The sequence below is a fragment of the Nonomuraea typhae genome (genome assembly GCF_009760925.1).
GTDB classification, from domain to species: Bacteria; Actinomycetota; Actinomycetes; order Streptosporangiales; family Streptosporangiaceae; genus Nonomuraea; species Nonomuraea typhae.
In genome coordinates, this window is sequence record NZ_VRLV01000020.1 from 1 (window position 1) to 15,888 (window position 15,888).

The window sequence follows — 15,888 nt, forward strand, 5'->3', positions numbered from 1 at the left end:
GCGAGTTCATCCGCAAGGCCCAGGAGAAGCGCCGCGACTTCACCGTCGACTGGGTGCACCTCAAACTCAACGACCAGGCGCAGCGCACCGTGCTGTGCAAAGACCCGTTCCGCAGCGTGGACGAGAGAGTGGACAAGCTCATCGCCGGCATGTGACCTGGAGACAAGAGGCCGGCCGGGTACCCGCCCCGCCGGCCTGCCCTCCGGCGCAGCCTCCAGCCAGACCGCCGGCACGGCCACCTACGATCACCCCATGACCGACACCCGCGCCGCCGCCCAGCGCTTCGCCGACACCTGGCAGCACGGCTGGACCCACCACGACGCCGAGGCCATCCTCACCCTGTACGCCGACGACGCCGTCCACACCTCGATGCCCTTCCGCCCACCACACCGCGGGAAAGCCGAAATCGCCGACTACATCCGCAGATCCTTCGCAGAAGAGCACGCCCCCCGCGCCCACTTCGAACCGCCCATCGTGGACGGCGACCGAGCCGCCGTCGAATACCGTGTCACCGACGGCGAGCACACCCTGGCCGGCTGCGTGTTCATCACCTTCGGCCACGACGGCCGCGCCGTACAGACCAGGGACTACTGGCACGAAACCTGACTACACCCGCACCGCACTCGGCACACCCGGAGCCGGGACCGGCGCAGGAGCCGGGGGAGCGGCGCCCACCCGCACGGCCTGCACCGGCGGCTGGGCACGCTCGGCGCACCCACCCTGGCAGTAGCCGTTCGTCACCACCAGCCGCGCCCGGGCGGCGGTGTACGCCTCACGCCCAGACGCTGGCAAAACCCCCTGACAGACCTGGCACAACACATCGTTCCCCACGTGGGTCCCCTTCCGGCCGCGTACCAGATATCCAGAGTAAGCGCGTCAAAACCATCCGAGTCCCCATTTCCACGACTCGTCAAGAAACCTGTAAGAAACGGCATCACCCGCCGGCCCACCCGACGAGCCCCTCAGACCCCCGCCCCGCACCACCCGCCCCACACACCACCACAAACCCACAGAACACCCGCTGTAGCAGGCGAAATCCGCCCCGCCGCCAGCCGACCACACCACCACCGCACCCACCCCGCGAACCCGCCCAGCACCACCCGCATCCCCGACGATCAGTGACCAACCCCACAGTGCCCACCCCCGACCGGGCGCAGCCGGACGCCTGGGGTGACCACACGACGATCCGCAAGGGCGCAGAGCAGTCGCGGACTACAGGCCAAGAGGCACGGCCCGGCGGCAGGTACGGCAAGGCCACCCACCCCAGCCAAGCACCTCAGTCACCCTGCGCGGCCTCCAGCAACCGCCGCCCCAGAACCCCCACCGCCTCCCGCAACCCCGGCGGATCCAGCACCACGAACCCCACCCCCAAACTCACCAAGAACCCCGCCAACGCCTCCACCGAATCCCCGCCCGTCTCCAGCACACACGCCTCCGCCCCATCCGCCACCACCAGCCCCGCCGCCGGAGCCAGCAACCCCGCCGCCACCTCAGCCGGCACCCGCCACGCCACCGAACCCGCCCCCCGCACCACCCGCTCAGCCGCCTCCGCAGCCGACATCTCCCGCCCGGCGAACCCCGCACCCCGCGCCGGCACCCGCAACCTCATCCGATCAGCCCGAAACGTCCGCCAATCACCCCGCACCACATCCCACGCCACCACATACCAACGCCGCCCCGTATACACCAGCCGATGCGGCTCCGCCTCCCGCTCACTCACCGCCCCCCCGAACCCCTCATACACAAACCGCAACCGCACCCGATCCCGCGACGCCGACGCCACCTCCGCCAGCACCTCGGCATCAACCGTCGGACCCCGCCCCGCAACCGACACCGTCGCCGACCGCAACGCCGCCAACCGCCCCCGCAACCGCGCCGGCAACATCGACTCCACCTTCGCCAGCGCCCGCAACGACGTCTCCTCGATCCCCGTCACCGTCCCGGACGCCGCCGCCTGCAAACTCACCGCAACCGCCACGACCTCCTCATCGTCCAGCAGCAACGGCGGCATCGCCGCACCCGCCCCCAACCGGTACCCACCCGCCGTACCCGTCGCCGAACGCACCTCATACCCCAAAATCCGCAACCGCTCCACGTCATTGCGCACCGTCCGCGTCGTCACCCCCAACCGCCCCGCCAACTCCGCACCCGACCACACCGGCCGCGCCTGCAACAACGCAAGCAACCGCAACAACCGCACCGACGTCTCCAACACCCACCCAGTGTGAAACACCACCGCCGGCACCCGGCAACCAGGAGACACAACACCCACACCCGGCCAACGTCACGGGCTCCCCGGCAAGCAACCCAGGGGAGAGGGGCCGCATGCCCGCACACCGGAGCGGTGCAGGCATGCGGCATCCGGGCCCGGGGGACCACCCCCCAGCGCCCCCACCGGGCCCGGAGCTCTTCCTCACCACCACGCCGCCGCCCTAAAGGGACCACCGCCAGACATGTCAAAATTTGAATGTCAGCAGCGTTCTCCTTTAACGCGGACATGCGAATCAACCCACCGCAGGATCATCAATCCACACCCCCGCTTTTGTCAAATCCCCGACCAACAAATGAGATGATGCAACATTCGATAGTTGATAAAGGAAACCCCAGGTAGGGGAGACGATGGGCGATTATCCGGGTTGCGGTCGTCCACTTTAGCGGTTCACATGCGATCACTTTCCCGAGAATTCACACCGGGTTATGACAAGGGCATATGAGAATACGATGACAAAGCCCCGCGACACTGGGGGAGCATGGCATCGCCAGAAGGCCGGAAAGTGTCCACATCCGGACAACGAAAACAACCCTGAGGGAGAGGGCCGGGAAAGCTTACCGCGCCGGCCCGCCCGGCCGCGCGCCCACCCCCCGAAGATCGCCACCACCCATCGCCGCCCACCACGGGCGCACACCGCGGATAAGAGCTCACCGGCATCGCGCCAGGGGTGGCGCGAGGGGCCGAGCCTCTGTGAGCGGCGCCCGTTTCGGCGTCGCCGTTCCGGCCGACGGCGACGGTACGGCGTTCCGAAACCAGCATCCGAAGCGTCCCGGATGTCGAGGTCCCGGGTGCCGGCGGTGGCGGTGACCCGCCGGTCCCTGAGCCGGTGCCTACCGGCGCGATACCCCGTGATCGGGTGTACCGCGGCGAGCACGGCACCTCTTCCGGATCCGGGTGACACGCCGAGAAAGAGGGTCAAGATCACATTAACTTGACATAATGTACATTATCAAGCAAATGTCGATGAGAGGGACACACGTGTGATGCAGCGCAGGTAACCCCTTGAGCCGAGGAACGCCGTCCGACGACACTCACGCGCGAGCCACTCATACGCGCCGGCCCAGCGTCCACGCGTGACGTCGACCTGGAATGCGGCGCCAGGAGCCACCGTGCGGCAGCCGGCGGCAGACTGCGGCGAGCCGGCGGTCCTGGCCGGCGTCGACGGGCGCGATGCGACGACAGCGGCATCCCGGGCGACCACGCCGGCCGTACCTGCTCAACGAGCGCCGCGCATGATCTCCTCGCGCCCGGGCAGCAGGCGGGCATGTCTGCTACGGCTCTGGTCGCGCTCACCGGCGTTGTGACGGCCGGTGTCATCTGGCTCATCGTCTTGGCCGCCCGGCTCACCCGCCGCCCCCGTAATCGCCCCGCCCCCTCCTCCGACATGGTGGAGCAGGCGCTGGAGATGAAGGCGCTCGGGCAGTTGCAGGAGGCGGTGTTCCTGGTCAGGGGTGAGACCGGGATGAGTCATCGTGCCGCGGTGCGGTTTGTTCGGCGGCTTTGAATCATCATGAAATAGGACGAAAATATCCCATACCAGACAGAAGGTGGATTCTGTCTGGTATGGGATATGCGGGTTCAGGGGGCGCGGCATTCCCCGGCCGGGACCGCTGTAGCTGATGCCGATCGGCGAGTTGCTGTGGCGGCAGATCTGCGCCGGCTGGCGTGCTCGTTGCCGACGATGGCCGAGCCGTTGAGTAAAGCTCACCCGCGTGTGCGTGGCGTCGGGTGCGCAGGTGCCGGCGGATCGTCGTCGGCCAGGGTGCCCGCCGCTTTGACGGTCGGTGCGGCGGCGGCGAGGGTGAGGGGCGGGCATGGGCGCATGTCTGCGGCCTTCTGGGTGCGGGTCCGGTCCGGCTGCACGGGCCGAGGCACCTCCCCCGGGGCCCCCTCCCCTGGTGTGCTTCCCGGACGGTTCGCCCCGCCGTACCGGACAATCCGGGATTTTGCGTGAATTGTCAGCGCCGATTGCTCGTACGTGTCAACATCTTGTGCCATGTGCGGGTCATTTGGGACTGCCGAAAACGCCGGTAGCTGGGCGGGAGCTGAGGTCTGAGCGCCTCCCCTGCCGGTTTCCTCGCTGTGGTGTCCCTGCCCGTCCTCTCCCCTGGGTTGTCCGTGATGGTTCGGAGGTTCGCGTGCGTATCTTGCTGCTGTGCTCGTCGTTCAACGGTCTGACGCAGCGTGCGTGGCTGGCGTTGCGGGGTGCCGGTCACGAGGTGAGCGTGGAGCTGGCGGTGTCGGAGCAGGTGATGCTCGAGGCGGCGGAGCTGGCGAAGCCGGATCTGGTGGTGTGCCCGTTTTTGAAGGAGAAGGTGCCGGCGGGGTTGTGGCAGCGGCATCGGGTGGTCATCGTGCATCCGGGCCCTCCCGGGGATCGTGGGCCGTCGTCGCTGGATTGGGCGGTGGCCGAGGGGGCGCGGGAGTGGGGGGTGACGGCGCTGCAGGCGGTTGAGGAGATGGATGCGGGGCCGATCTGGGGGTATCGGATGTTCCCGTTGCCGGCGGAGGCGGTGCGTAAGTCGTCGTTGTACAACGGGCCGGTTGCGGATGCGGCGGTGGAGTTGGTGCTGGAGGTGGCGGCGAAGGCGGCGGATGGGGAGTTTCGGCCGGTGCCGCTGGATTATGGGCGGCCGGAGGTGGTGGGGCGGTTGCGGCCGGCTATGCGGCGGGCGGATCGGGAGGTGGAGTGGTCGGAGGCGACGGAGGCGATTGTGCGCCGGGTGCGGGCCGCGGATGGGGCTCCGGGTGGGCGTGCGGTGTTGTGCGGGCTTGAGGTGCGGGTGTTCGACGTGTTCCGGGGGCCGGCGTTGGTGGGGGCTGCGGGGGTGGTGGCGGCGCGGCGTGAGGGTGCGGTGCTGGTGCATACCGGTGATGGGACGGTGTGGGTGGGGCATCTTCGGCTGGATCGGCCGGATGGGGTGAAGTTGCCGGCGGTGATGGTGCTGGGTGATCGGGTGGGTCATCTGGAGGAGCGTGCGGGGTATACGGAGATCACGTATGAGCGGACGGCTGATGTGGGGGTGGTGAGTTTTGATTTCTACAACGGGGCGATGTCGACGGATCAGTGCCGGCGGCTGGCGTCGGCGTTGCGGTATGCGGGTGAGCAGGATACGCGGGTGCTGGTGGTGCGGGGTGGGGAGGTGTTTTCGAATGGGATTCATCTGAATGTGATCGAGGCGGCTGCGTATCCGGAGTTGGAGGCGTGGATGAACATCAATGCGATCAATGCGGTGTGCCGGGAGATCGTGGGGTGTTCGGGGCAGTTGGTGGTGGCGTCGGTGGGCGGGAACGCGGGTGCGGGTGGGGTGATGATGGCGTTGGGGGCGGATCGGGTGCTGGTGCGTGAGGGTGTGGTGTTGAATCCGCACTATCGGACGATGGGGTTGTTCGGGAGTGAGTTCTGGACGTATGTGCTGGCGCGGCGGGTGGGGGCGTCGGCGGCGGTGCGGTTGACGGAGGATGCGTTGCCGGTGGGGGCGGCTCAGGCGGTGGAGCTGGGTCTGGCCGATGGGGTGCTGGGTGGGGGGCGGCTGGAGTTCGAGCGGTCGGTGCTGGAGTATGCGGGGGCGTTGGCGGCGGGGGGTGAGTGGGAGGCGTTGGTGGCGGCCAAGGGTGCGCGGCGGGCGGCCGATGAGCGGCGTAAGCCGTTGGATGCGTATCGGGCGGAGGAGCTGGCGGAGATGAGCCGGGACATGTTCGATGATCGTCGGGGGTTTCGGGCGGCGCGGGGGGCGTTTGTGCGGAAGGCGCGGGCGGAGGTGACGCCGGCGCATCTGGCGGTTCATCGGGGCGCCTGGGATGGGGCATCTCATATGTGAGATATGTTGGTGCGCTATGGCGGATGACTACTTGGCGCGGATCGGCCGGTTGATTCGGGACGCGCGTCAGCATCGTGGATGGACGCAGCTGCAGTTGGCGGATGCTCTGGCGACGAGTCAGAGTGCGGTCAACCGTATTGAGCGGGGTAATCAGAACATCAGTCTTGAGATGATTGCCCGGATCGGTGAGGCGCTGGACAGCGAGATTGTGTCGCTGGGTTATGCGGGGCCGATGCATTTGCGGGTGGTCGGCGGGCGGCGGCTGTCGGGCAGTATCGATGTGAAGACGTCGAAGAACGCGTGTGTGGCGTTGTTGTGCGCGTCGTTGCTGAATTCGGGCCGGACGATTTTGCGGAAGGTGGCGCGGATCGAGGAGGTCTACCGGATTTTGGAGGTGCTGGCCTCGATCGGGGTGCGGGCGCGGTGGATCAACGATGGCAGTGATCTGGAGATTGTGCCGCCGGCTCGGTTGGAGCTGGAGGCGATGGATACGGAGGCGGCCCGCCGTACCAGGAGTGTGATCATGTTCCTGGGGCCCTTGATGCGTCGGACGGAGCGGTTCCGGATTCCGTATGCGGGCGGGTGTGATCTGGGGACGCGGACGGTGCAGCCGCACATGTCGGCGTTGCGGCATTTCGGGTTGGAGATCACGGCGACGGGCGGGTTTTATCACGCGCAGGTGGCCGGTGGGGTGTCGCCGAAGCGGGCGATCGTGCTGACCGAGCGTGGGGACACGGTGACGGAGAATGCGTTGCTGGCGGCGGCGCGGCATGACGGTGTGACGGTGATCCGGAACGCGTCGTCGAATTACATGGTGCAGGATCTGTGCTTCTTCCTGGAGGAGCTGGGGGTCCGGGTGGAGGGCATCGGGTCGACGACGCTGACGGTGCACGGGGTGCCGTTCATCGAGCGGGACGTGGACTACTCCCCCAGTGAGGATCCGGTGGAGGCGATGAGTTTGCTGGCGGCGGCGGTGGTGACGTCGTCGGAGCTGACGATTCGGCGGGTGCCGGTGGAGTTTTTGGAGATCGAGCTGGCGGTGCTCGAGGAGATGGGGCTGGATCACGATCGGGGCGCGGAGTATGCGGCGGCCAATGGGCGGACGCGGCTGGTGGATTTGACGGTGCGGCCGTCGAAGCTGGACTCCCCCATCGACAAGATTCATCCGATGCCGTTTCCGGGGCTGAACATCGACAACGTGCCGTTTTTCGCGGCGATCGCGGCGGTGGCGCAGGGGTCGACGCTCATTCACGATTGGGTGTATGACAATCGGGCGATTTATTTGACGGAGCTGACGCGGCTGGGGGCGTCGGTGAAGTTGCTGGATCCGCATCGGGTGCTGGTGGAGGGTCCGACGCGGTGGCGGGCTGCGGAGATGATGTGCCCGCCGGCGTTGCGTCCGGCGGTGGTGGTGTTGCTGGCGATGCTGGCGGCCGAGGGTACGTCGGTGCTGCGGAATGTGTATGTGATCAATCGGGGGTATGAGGATCTGGCGGAGCGGCTGAATGCCGTGGGTGCGCAGATCGAGACGTTCCGCGATATTTAGCGGTTGTATGGCGGTGAAGCCGCCGTCGGCCATGGCGGCTGAGCCGGTCATGAAGCTGGATTCGTCGCCGGCCGGGAGGACGGCGATGTCGGCGAGCTGGCCGGCGCGGTCGCGGCCGAGGGGTTGCCGGCTGGTGGTGTCGCCGGGGTTGTGGCTCAGGGTGGCCATGGGGGTGTCGACCATGCCGGGGCGCAGGCAGGTGGCGCGGATGCCGTCTTTGGCGTGTTCGCGGGCGATGGTCTTGGTGGGCATCAGGACGGCGCCTTTGCCGACTCAGTAGGCGGAGCCTTCTTCGGCGTCGACGGAGGCGATGGAGCCCCGGGTGATGATGGAGCCGCCGGCGCGGCGCACGGCGGGGATGGCGGCTTGGGCGGCCAGGGCGGTGGCGCGGCCGATGCCGGAGGCGCCGCTGGTGACGCGGGCCGTTTTCCGGTGGGTCTGCCCATGATCGGCTCCTTTTCGGATGTCACGGTAGCGGCTCCTTTTCGTGGGCAAGGAGGCCGGGTTCCCCGTTCAGGGGGTTTGGCGTAGTGCGGTGAGCAGGTGGCGTAGTGCGGGGGTGGGCGGGTCCGGGGGGACGGCCAGGTGGGTGGTGAGGGCGGGGGCGGCAAGGGGGCGCAGGGCCAGGCGGGGCAGGTGGGGCAGGGCCGCGACCTCGTAGAAGACGGTCCAGGACGGGGTGGGGTCGGCGGCGATGGCGGTGAGGGTTTCCTGGAAGGTGGTGAAGGCGGGGGCGGGCGGCGGCTGAGCGCCGGTCTCGTGGAGGGCTGCGGTGATGAGGTCGTGGAAGGCCGGGTTGTTTTCGCGGGGGGCCAGGCGCAGCGGCAGGGGGGCTAGCTGGGCCAGGGTCAGGGTGGGGTGGGCGGCCAGGGGGTGGCCGGCGGGCAGGGCCGCGTAGAGGGGGTCGGTCCACAGGGGCAGCAGGTCGAGGCCGGGCGCCGGTGGGCGGGCGCGGACGAGGGCGGCGTCGAGGGCGCCGGTGCGGACGGCGGCCAGGCGTTCGGGCAGCGGCAGGTGTTTGAGGCGGACCTGCAGGCGGGGTGCGTGCTGGGCGAGGGTGTTCAGGACGCGGTAGGTGCGCTGGGCGGGGGTTTGGATGACGCCCAGGCGCAGGACGCCGTCGGCGCCGGTGGTGATGTCGGCGGCGATCTGGCGGGTGCGTTCGGCGGCGGCCAGGACGGCGCGGGCTTCGGGCAGGAGGCGTTCGCCGGCGCCGGACAGGCGTACGTGGCGGGTGGAGCGGTCGAACAGGGTGAGGCCGAGGGTGCGTTCGAGGCGGCGGATCTGCTGGCTGACGGCGGATTGGGCGATGTGCAGGCGGTCGGCGGCGCGGGCGAAGCCGCCTTCGTCGGCGACGGTGACGAAGTAGTGCAGTTGGCGGAGCTCCATCGGCGTCTTTCGGTGATTTATCGCGGTTGGTGATTACTGGGGGTGGTAACTGCCGCTGGTTGCCGTCTTCTTCCCTGGGCTTCGATGAAGGGGTGTTGGCGTGAGCGCCGGGTGAGAGGGGCTGGGGATGGCTGTGGTGGTGCTGGCGGGGTCGGCCGAGCGGGCCGGGGGTTTCGAGCTGTTGCTGGAGGGGGCCGCGTTCGGGGTGAACCGGTTGTCGCTGGGGGTGGGGGCCGAGGGGGCGGCGCCGCATCTGCATCGGGTGTCGGCGGAGGCGTTCTACGTGCTGGAGGGGGTGGTGGAGTTCTGGGTGGACGGCGCCGGTTCGCGGGTGCCGGCGGGTGGGCTGGTGGTGGTGGAGCCGGGGGTGGCGCACGCGTTCGGGGCGTGGCCGGGGCATGCGGCGCAGGTGCTGGTGGTGATCGCGCCGGGGGTGCGGCGGTTTGCGTATTTGCGGGAGCTTGGGCGGCGGATGGAGGGGGCTGCGCCTGATCCGGGGGTGGTCGGGGCGGATTTCGATGTGTTCGGGGTCGCGGTGGAGTCGTGGCGGGGCGGGGTGGCGTGATGATGGCGCGTGCGGGTGTGCGGTGGTTCGGGGTGTTGCGGGTACGGCGGGGCGGGGTGGGGCCGGTGGAAGGCGGACGGCTGGAAACCGGGCGGCGGGAGTCCGGGCGGCTGGAGGCGGCCGACCCGGTGCGGACTCCCCCGGCCTCCGCCGGGGCTCTCCCGGGGCCTGCGGCGGCCGGTTCCGCGGGCGGCCGTCTCCAGCCGCCGGGCGCGGCCGGCGGCGGGCCGGTGGGGCTGGCGGTGCGGCTGGGGGCGTTGTTCGGGCCCTCGGTGTTCGGCGTGACCGCGGCCGGGGTGGCGTTGCCGCAGGTGGCCGCCGAGCTGGGGGCCGGTGGCGGGGCGGTGGCGTGGGTGCTGACCGGGCACGCGCTGGCGCTGGGGATCGGCACGGCGGTGTTCGGGCGGCTGGCCGACACGCTCGGGGTGCGGGTGGTGTTGCTGGCCGGGGCGGTGCTGCTCGGGGCCGGGGCGCTGGTGGCGGCGCTGGCGCCCGCGCTGGGGGTGCTGGTGGGCGGCCGGCTGCTGCTGGCGGCGGGTTCGGGGGCGATGGCGGCCGGTGGGGCGACGCTGCTGGCGCGGGCCCAGGTGAGGCAGCGGTCGCGGCTGCTGGGGGCCTATGGGGTGGTGATGGGGGTGTTCGCCGCTTCGGCGACGCTGGCCGGCGGGGTGGTGACGGCGTGGCTGAGCTGGCGGCTGGCGGTGGTTTTGCCGGTGTTGTCGCTGGTTGCGCTTCCCTGGTGCCTGCCGGCGGCCGGGGGCGGCCCGGGCGGTCCTGGGGGCTCGGGGCGGCGGGTGGACGGCGTGGGCGCGGTGCTTTTGTCGGGCAGCGCGGGGGCGCTGCTGGTGGTGGTGCAGTCGGCGTCGCTGGGGCTGGGCCCGGTGGTCGTGGGCGTGGTGGTGGCCGCGCTGGTGGCCTCGGCCTCGGCGCTGGCGTGGTGGGTGGGGCGCCGGCCGTACGGGTTCGTGCCGCACGCGGTCGTCGGCCGGCGGGTGTTGTGGCCGGTTGTGGCGGCCGGGGTGGGGGTGTTCGGCGGGCTGTTCGCCACGATGTTCGCCGCGCCGCAGGTGCTGGCGCGCTTGCACGGGTGGAGTGTGCTGGGGATCGGCGCGGCTTTGCTGCCGGGGGCGGTGGTGGGCGCTGTGGCGGCCCGGTGGGCGGGCAGGCTGGGGGCTGCGGGGGCGCGCCGGGTGCTGGGGGTGGTGGCGCTGGCGGGTGCGGGGGCGCTGGTGGCGGCGGGTGCCGGTGCCGGGGGTGCGTGGATGGTGGTGGGTGCGGCGTCGCTGGCGCTGGCGGGGTTCGCGCTGGCGCAGATCGTGGTCACCGGTGAGGTGGCGGCGCACCTGCCGGCCGAGGTGCGGGGCACGGGCATGGGGTTGGTGAACCTGACGCTGTTCGTGGGCGGCGCGGTCGGCTCGGGGCTGGTGGGGGCGCTGGCCCCGGTGCTGGGGCTGCCGTTGGTGCTGGCGGTGGTGGCGGTGTTTCCGCTGCTGGCCGCGCTGGTGTCGGTCCTGTAGAACCGGCGGCGCGGGCCCTCCGGCCACGGCTGGGTGAGGAGATCTCGGCCCGCGTCACCGCCGGGCACGGCGGCGGCGCTCCCGGGCACCGGATGGCACCGCCGTCGGGTACCCGCCAGGCCGATGCGACCGGCGGCTCTTGACGCGTTTCCCGCCGGTGCCTCTTCCTTGTTGTCGTGTGGCTGGGCAGGGTGGTGGCCTCGTGAAATTGTCGGTGGTGGCCGCTAGCGTTCGGCAGTGGATCTTTGGCTATCTGCGGAGGTGGGAGCGTGCGGCCTGCGGAGCTCAACCGGTTGACGGTGGCGGAGGCTGTTGATCGTTACGTGGAGCTGGTGCGGGCCAAGACGGTGACGGGGGCGTTGTCGCCGGCGACGGCGGAGGTGTATGCGCGCGATGCGGCGACGCTGGTGGCGCTGGCCGGTGAGGGCACGGTGCTGGACGATCTGACCGGCGAGGACGTGGATGCGATCCTGCTGGCGTTCGCGCGCAAGCCCGATGGCCGGCGCTCGCCGCGTCCTCAGGGTCCTGGGGCCCGCCCGGAGGGTCCGGGCGCCGGGCAGGCGGGTGAGGGGGCGCGGCCGGAGGCGGGGGTGCAGAGCGCCTCGTCGCAGGCGCGCTTTCGGCGCTCGATCTCGGCGTTGTTCAAGCATGCGGCGTTGTCGGGGTGGGTGCAGATCAATCCGATGGCGGCGGTGACGGTCAGCGCGCGTGAGCGGGGCGGGTTGCGGGCCGAGCGGCGGGCGCTGACGCGTGAGCAGGCGCAGGGGCTGATCGGGGCGGCGCGGGAGCTGGGTGAGGATGAGGGGCGGGGGCGGCGGGATCAGCGCACGCCGTTGCGTGACGGGCTGATCGTGTTGCTGCTGACGGCGCTGGGTCCGCGGGTGTCGGAGCTGGTGCGGGCGAATGTGGAGGATTTCTACACCAACGACGGGGTGCGCTACTGGCGGATCTTCGGCAAGGGCGGGCGCACGCGGGATGTGCCGTTGCCGGCGGATGTGGCGCTGGCGCTGGAGGCGTTCCTGGCCGGTGAGCGGGCGGCCTCGGCGGAGAAGGCGCTGCTGCTGTCGTGGCGGGGGCGGCGGCTGGCGCGCCAGGACGTGCAGGCGGTGATCGACCGGGTGCAGCGGCTGGTCGATCCGGAGCGGCGGCGCACGGTGACGCCGCACGGCCTGCGGCACACCACGGCGACGCATCTGCTGGCCGATGCGGTGGACATGGATGCGGTACGCCGGGTGCTGGGGCACAGCGATCTGTCGACGCTGGGTCGTTATCGCGATGAGCTGCCGGGTGAGCTGGAGGTGGCCATGCGCGCCCATCCGTTGCTGCGGGCGCCCGGGGCCGCGGAGGGTTCGGGGTGAGCGGGGGGCGGGGCCAGGGCGTCCAGGGAGATGCCGAGGGTGGCGGCCAGGGCGGCGATGGTGAAGAAGGCGGGGGTGGCGATCCGGCCGGTTTCGATCTTGCGCAGGGTTTCGGCGGACATGCCCGCGGCCGCGGCCACGTCGGCGATGCTGCGCTGACCCCGGGCCTGGCGCAGCAGGAGGCCGAGGTGCTCGCCGCGCAGGCGCTCTTCGGGTGTCAGGGGTGGTCGCACCATGGCCCGCAGTCTACAGGCGGGATAATAATACCGGTATAGTTATCGCCATGGTGGAGATCAAGACGCCGTCGGAGATCGCGGCGATGCGTGAGACGGGCCGGATCGTGGCCCGTGCCCTGTCAGCAACGAGGAAGGCGGCCGCCCCCGGCACCAAGCTCACCGACCTGGACGACATCGCCGCGGCCGTCATCGCCGAGGCCGGCGCCCGCCCCGCCTTCCTGGGCTACCGGCCGGCCTTCGCCCCGACGCCGTTTCCCGCCGTCATCTGCGCCTCGGTCAACGACGTGATCGTGCACGGCATCCCCACCGGCTACCGGCTGCGCGCGGGCGACGTGGTCAGCATCGACTGCGGCGCCTACCTCGACGGCTGGGCGGGCGATGCGGCCGTCACCTTCACCGTGGGCCCGCCCGCGCCGGCCGACCGGGCGCTCATCGCGGCCACCGAGCAGGCGCTGGCCGCCGGGATCGCCGCCGCGCGGCCCGGCAACCGCATCGGCGACATCGGCCACGCCATCGCCGTGGTCGCCGCCCGGCACGGCTACGGGGTGCCGGGCGACTTCGGCGGCCACGGCATCGGCCGCCACATGCACGAGGACCCGTCGGTGCCCAACCGGGCCAGGGCCGGGCGCGGGCTGCTGCTGCGGGAGGGGATGGCACTGGCCATCGAGCCGATGTTCATCGCCGGGGGCGGTGACGACTACCGGGTGGCGGCCGACGGGTGGTCACTGCGCAGCGTGGACGGCTCGCGTGCGGCCCACGCCGAGCACTCGGTCGCGATCGCCGACCCGCCGCTGGTGCTGACCGCCCTGTGAGATCGGGTACGGCGCGGCCGCCGGGGCGCGACTACCGCGGGGTCCGGCACGAAGGGGCACCGGAGGGCACTGGGTGAGCCGGGAAGGCGTGGTTGGAAAGCCGGAAAGCGGGAGTCACAGCCGCAAGACCGGGCAGAACCGGTAGGCCGGTCACAGCCGCATGGCCGGTCACAGGTGCACGGCCCTCAGTGCCGCAAGGCCGGTCACGGGCGCAAGCGAGGTAGCGGGCCACAAGCGGGGGTCACGGCAGGCCGGCCAGGGCCTCGACCGGGACCGCGACCGGGCGAGGGCGGGCCGGTGAAGGGTGAGCCAGGACAAACCCTCCGGGCCCGGTGAGGAGCGGAGGCGCCCCGACCGGCCGCGGCGGCCGCCCGGCCGTCCGGAGTCCGGGTCTCCTGTGATGGATCCCCTGTCCCCCGGCCCTGCGTCGCGGCCTGCCGTACCCCTGCCCGGGGGTGAGGGGCCGTCAGGTGGGCTGGACCTCGTCGAACAGGGCGAGGGCTTGGGCGGGGTCCGGGCTGACGAGGCGTTCCAGGCCGGCCGCGGTGAACGTCGCCCATCTGCCGGCCCGTGCCCACATCCGTTCCTCGAAGGCGCGGACGGCCTCGTCCAGGTCGCCGGGGGCGGCGGCCAGGGACTCGGCGAGTTCGGCGCCTTCCAGCATCGCCAGGTTGGCCCCCACCCCGAGCGGCGGCATCAGGTGGGCGGCGTCGCCCAGGAGCGTCACCCCGGGGACGTGGGCCCAGGTGTGGCAGACGGGCAGGACGTACAGGGGGCGGTAGGTGAAGGCGGTGCCGTGGCGCAGGAGGTCGAGGACGGGGCCGGCCCAGCCGTCGAACATCGCCAGCAGGCTTGATCGCATCGCCTCGGTGCCGGCCGGATCCAGGCCCGCGCCCCGGTCCTGGCTGGTATGCCAGTCGAGCGGCGCGCGGAACTGGGCGTACACCTTGACGTGGCCGCCGCTGTTGCGCTGGGCGACGAGGGCGCGGTTCACGCCGTACACGGCCAGGGAGCCGTCGCCGATCAGCCGGGCGAGGCCGGGGTGGCGGCTCTCGACGTCGTCCAGGGCGCTCTCGACCACGGTGACGCCGGTGTAGTGCGGCCGGGCGGGCGACAGGGCCGGGCGGACCCGGGACCAGGCGCCGTCCGCGCCGACCACGAGGTCGAACCTCTCCTGCCGCCCGTCGGCGAAGCGGATCTGCACGCCGTCGCGCGTTCCCGGCACCACCTGCCGCACTCCCCTGCCCCAGTGCACCTCCAGGGGGCCGAGCAGCAGGTCGCGCAGCTGCCCGCGGTCGATCTCGGGGTTGGCCAGGTCGCCGGGACGGGGCCGCCAGTCGCGCAGGACGGTGCCGTCGGTGTCCAGGATGCGCATGGCCTGCCCCTCGGGACGCGACAGCGCCCGGAACCGCGGCAGCAGTCCCGCCTTGTCCAGCGCGAGCTGGCCCAGATTCTCGTGCAGGTCCAGCGCCCCGCCCGGGGGGCGGGCGTCGGGGGCGGCGTCGCGTTCGAAGACGGTGACGGGGTGATGGTGGCGGTGCAGGACGCGGGCGAAGGTGAGGCCGGCGGGGCCGCCTCCGACCACGGCGATACGGCGTCTCATATCGATACACCGTATTAGCCGTATACGGTGTATCGCAACACTACGATGAACGGCATGACTGTGTGGGACCGGCCGGAGCCGCCGGCACGCCCCGTGCCGCTCGACCGCGAGCGCATCGTGGCCGCCGCCATCGCGCTGGCCGACGAGGGCGGGCTGGAGGCGGTGTCGTTGCGCAAGGTCGCCGCCCGGCTGCAGGCCGGCCCGATGCGCCTGTACGGATACATCTCCACCAAGCAGGAGCTGTTCGACCTCATGGTGGACGAGGTCCACGCCGAGATCCTGCCCGGCCTGCACGGCGACGGCTGGCGGCAGGTGCTGCACGGGCGCGCCCACCGCACCCGGCAGGCCGCCCGCCGCCACGAATGGCTGGCCGACCTGCTCGGCGGCCGTCCGAGCCTGGGCCCCAACGCCCTGGCGGTGACCGAGGCCACGCTGGCCGCCCTGGACGGCCTGGCCGGCCTCGACACCGTCATGCGCGCGGTGGAGACCGTCAGCGCCTACGTCACCGGCGCGATCAGGGCCGAGATCGCGAACCTGCGGGCCGAGCGGGCCACGGGCCTGTCCAAGCGCGAGTGGCAGCGCGCCTTCGGCCCGCATCTGAGCAGGATGCTGGCCACGGGCCGGTTCCCGGCGCTGGCCAGGGCCGTGCACGAGGGCAGGGACGTCGACGCCGAGGAGTCCTTCGCCACCGGCCTGGACTGGGTCCTGGACGCCGTGGCCGCCAAACTCACCCCGCCGTGAGGCAGCACCCCCTCAGCGGCCCCTCAGT

Annotated in this window: 14 protein-coding genes and 2 pseudogenes; 10 read left to right on the forward strand and 6 right to left on the reverse strand. The window is 71.3% G+C overall.

Going from position 1 to position 15,888, the window contains the following annotated elements; all coding sequences use genetic code 11:
* Together FVE25_RS47060 and FVE25_RS47065 are read left to right on the forward strand one after the other, a co-directional pair.
* A pseudogene (locus tag FVE25_RS47060) lies at positions 1-155 on the forward strand (Pup--protein ligase); the annotation flags it as partial.
* Positions 156-252: 97 nt separating this feature from the next.
* On the forward strand, positions 253-606 hold the full coding sequence (locus FVE25_RS47065) for a nuclear transport factor 2 family protein (protein WP_157253614.1): 354 nt from the start codon (positions 253-255) through the stop codon (positions 604-606).
* A gap of 670 nt (positions 607-1,276) precedes the next feature.
* Here FVE25_RS47065 and FVE25_RS54120 read toward each other — a convergent pair.
* Positions 1,277-2,215, reverse strand: a complete 939-nt coding sequence (locus tag FVE25_RS54120) for a helix-turn-helix transcriptional regulator (RefSeq protein WP_181019938.1) — start codon at positions 2,213-2,215, stop codon at positions 1,277-1,279.
* Positions 2,216-3,536: 1,321 nt separating this feature from the next.
* On the opposite strand from FVE25_RS54120, the gene FVE25_RS47080 reads away from it, so the two are divergent.
* The 3 genes from FVE25_RS47080 (at position 3,537) to FVE25_RS47090 (ending at position 7,639) form a co-directional block, all read left to right on the forward strand.
* The gene (locus FVE25_RS47080) at positions 3,537-3,776 is read left to right on the forward strand and encodes a hypothetical protein (RefSeq protein ID WP_157254061.1); all 240 of its coding nucleotides are present in this window, start codon (positions 3,537-3,539) and stop codon (positions 3,774-3,776) included.
* A gap of 634 nt (positions 3,777-4,410) precedes the next feature.
* Complete coding sequence (locus FVE25_RS47085; protein WP_157254062.1) at positions 4,411-6,093, forward strand: enoyl-CoA hydratase-related protein; 1,683 nt, start codon at positions 4,411-4,413, stop codon at positions 6,091-6,093.
* A 16-nt stretch (positions 6,094-6,109) separates the two neighbouring features.
* Entirely contained in the window at positions 6,110-7,639 is a 1,530-nt protein-coding gene (locus FVE25_RS47090; RefSeq protein WP_157254063.1) for a helix-turn-helix domain-containing protein, read from the forward strand.
* 24 nt (positions 7,640-7,663) lie between these two features.
* Here FVE25_RS47090 and FVE25_RS57235 read toward each other — a convergent pair.
* From FVE25_RS57235 to FVE25_RS47105, 3 genes and pseudogenes are all read right to left on the reverse strand, one after another.
* A pseudogene (locus tag FVE25_RS57235) lies at positions 7,664-7,894 on the reverse strand (SDR family oxidoreductase); the annotation flags it as partial.
* A gap of 18 nt (positions 7,895-7,912) precedes the next feature.
* Positions 7,913-8,134 carry a hypothetical protein gene (locus FVE25_RS47100; protein ID WP_157254064.1) on the reverse strand — a complete coding sequence of 74 codons (222 nt, stop codon included), beginning with the start codon at positions 8,132-8,134 and terminating at the stop codon, positions 7,913-7,915.
* A gap of 18 nt (positions 8,135-8,152) precedes the next feature.
* A complete protein-coding gene (locus FVE25_RS47105; RefSeq protein ID WP_157254065.1) occupies positions 8,153-9,028 on the reverse strand; it encodes a LysR family transcriptional regulator in 876 nt (291 codons plus the stop codon).
* 127 nt (positions 9,029-9,155) lie between these two features.
* On the opposite strand from FVE25_RS47105, the gene FVE25_RS47110 reads away from it, so the two are divergent.
* From FVE25_RS47110 to FVE25_RS47120, 3 genes are all read left to right on the forward strand, one after another.
* Entirely contained in the window at positions 9,156-9,593 is a 438-nt protein-coding gene (locus FVE25_RS47110; protein ID WP_157254066.1) for a cupin domain-containing protein, read from the forward strand.
* Positions 9,593-11,110 carry an MFS transporter gene (locus tag FVE25_RS47115; protein ID WP_219825968.1) on the forward strand — a complete coding sequence of 506 codons (1,518 nt, stop codon included), beginning with the start codon at positions 9,593-9,595 and terminating at the stop codon, positions 11,108-11,110. Before FVE25_RS47110 ends, FVE25_RS47115 begins: the two co-directional genes overlap by 1 nt.
* A 269-nt stretch (positions 11,111-11,379) precedes the next feature.
* Positions 11,380-12,468, forward strand: a complete 1,089-nt coding sequence (locus tag FVE25_RS47120) for a tyrosine-type recombinase/integrase (RefSeq protein WP_157254067.1) — start codon at positions 11,380-11,382, stop codon at positions 12,466-12,468.
* Here FVE25_RS47120 and FVE25_RS47125 read toward each other — a convergent pair.
* A complete protein-coding gene (locus FVE25_RS47125; protein WP_157254068.1) occupies positions 12,378-12,704 on the reverse strand; it encodes a helix-turn-helix domain-containing protein in 327 nt (108 codons plus the stop codon). The two genes, FVE25_RS47120 and FVE25_RS47125, sit on opposite strands and share 91 nt — an antisense overlap.
* 47 nt (positions 12,705-12,751) lie before the next feature.
* On the opposite strand from FVE25_RS47125, the gene map reads away from it, so the two are divergent.
* Positions 12,752-13,516: a type I methionyl aminopeptidase gene (map, locus tag FVE25_RS47130; protein WP_157254069.1), complete on the forward strand. Its 765-nt coding sequence runs from the start codon at positions 12,752-12,754 to the stop codon at positions 13,514-13,516.
* 466 nt (positions 13,517-13,982) lie between these two features.
* Here map and FVE25_RS47135 read toward each other — a convergent pair whose 3' ends face one another.
* Positions 13,983-15,119, reverse strand: coding sequence for an FAD-dependent oxidoreductase (locus FVE25_RS47135; RefSeq protein ID WP_157254070.1), 1,137 nt, complete (start codon positions 15,117-15,119; stop codon positions 13,983-13,985).
* Positions 15,120-15,173: 54 nt separating this feature from the next.
* Here FVE25_RS47135 and FVE25_RS47140 point away from each other — a divergent pair, with 54 nt between their 5' ends.
* Positions 15,174-15,860, forward strand: a complete 687-nt coding sequence (locus FVE25_RS47140; RefSeq protein ID WP_157254071.1) for a TetR/AcrR family transcriptional regulator — start codon at positions 15,174-15,176, stop codon at positions 15,858-15,860.
* Positions 15,861-15,888: the final 28 nt, after the last annotated feature.

What these genes read in the sequence shown, in the direction of transcription:
- FVE25_RS47110 (WP_157254066.1), top strand. Translation starts at nt 9,156, where the DNA reads ATGGCTGTGGTGGTGCTGGCGGGGTCGGCCGAGCGGGCCGGGGGTTTC.
- FVE25_RS47140 (WP_157254071.1), top strand. Translation starts at nt 15,174, where the DNA reads ATGACTGTGTGGGACCGGCCGGAGCCGCCGGCACGCCCCGTGCCGCTC.
- FVE25_RS47090 (WP_157254063.1), top strand. Translation starts at nt 6,110, where the DNA reads ATGGCGGATGACTACTTGGCGCGGATCGGCCGGTTGATTCGGGACGCG.
- FVE25_RS47080 (WP_157254061.1), top strand. Translation starts at nt 3,537, where the DNA reads ATGTCTGCTACGGCTCTGGTCGCGCTCACCGGCGTTGTGACGGCCGGT.
- map (WP_157254069.1), top strand. Translation starts at nt 12,752, where the DNA reads ATGGTGGAGATCAAGACGCCGTCGGAGATCGCGGCGATGCGTGAGACG.
- FVE25_RS47135 (WP_157254070.1), bottom strand. Translation starts at nt 15,119, where the DNA reads ATGAGACGCCGTATCGCCGTGGTCGGAGGCGGCCCCGCCGGCCTCACC.
- FVE25_RS47105 (WP_157254065.1), bottom strand. Translation starts at nt 9,028, where the DNA reads ATGGAGCTCCGCCAACTGCACTACTTCGTCACCGTCGCCGACGAAGGC.
- FVE25_RS47125 (WP_157254068.1), bottom strand. Translation starts at nt 12,704, where the DNA reads ATGGTGCGACCACCCCTGACACCCGAAGAGCGCCTGCGCGGCGAGCAC.
- FVE25_RS47115 (WP_219825968.1), top strand. Translation starts at nt 9,593, where the DNA reads ATGATGGCGCGTGCGGGTGTGCGGTGGTTCGGGGTGTTGCGGGTACGG.
- FVE25_RS47065 (WP_157253614.1), top strand. Translation starts at nt 253, where the DNA reads ATGACCGACACCCGCGCCGCCGCCCAGCGCTTCGCCGACACCTGGCAG.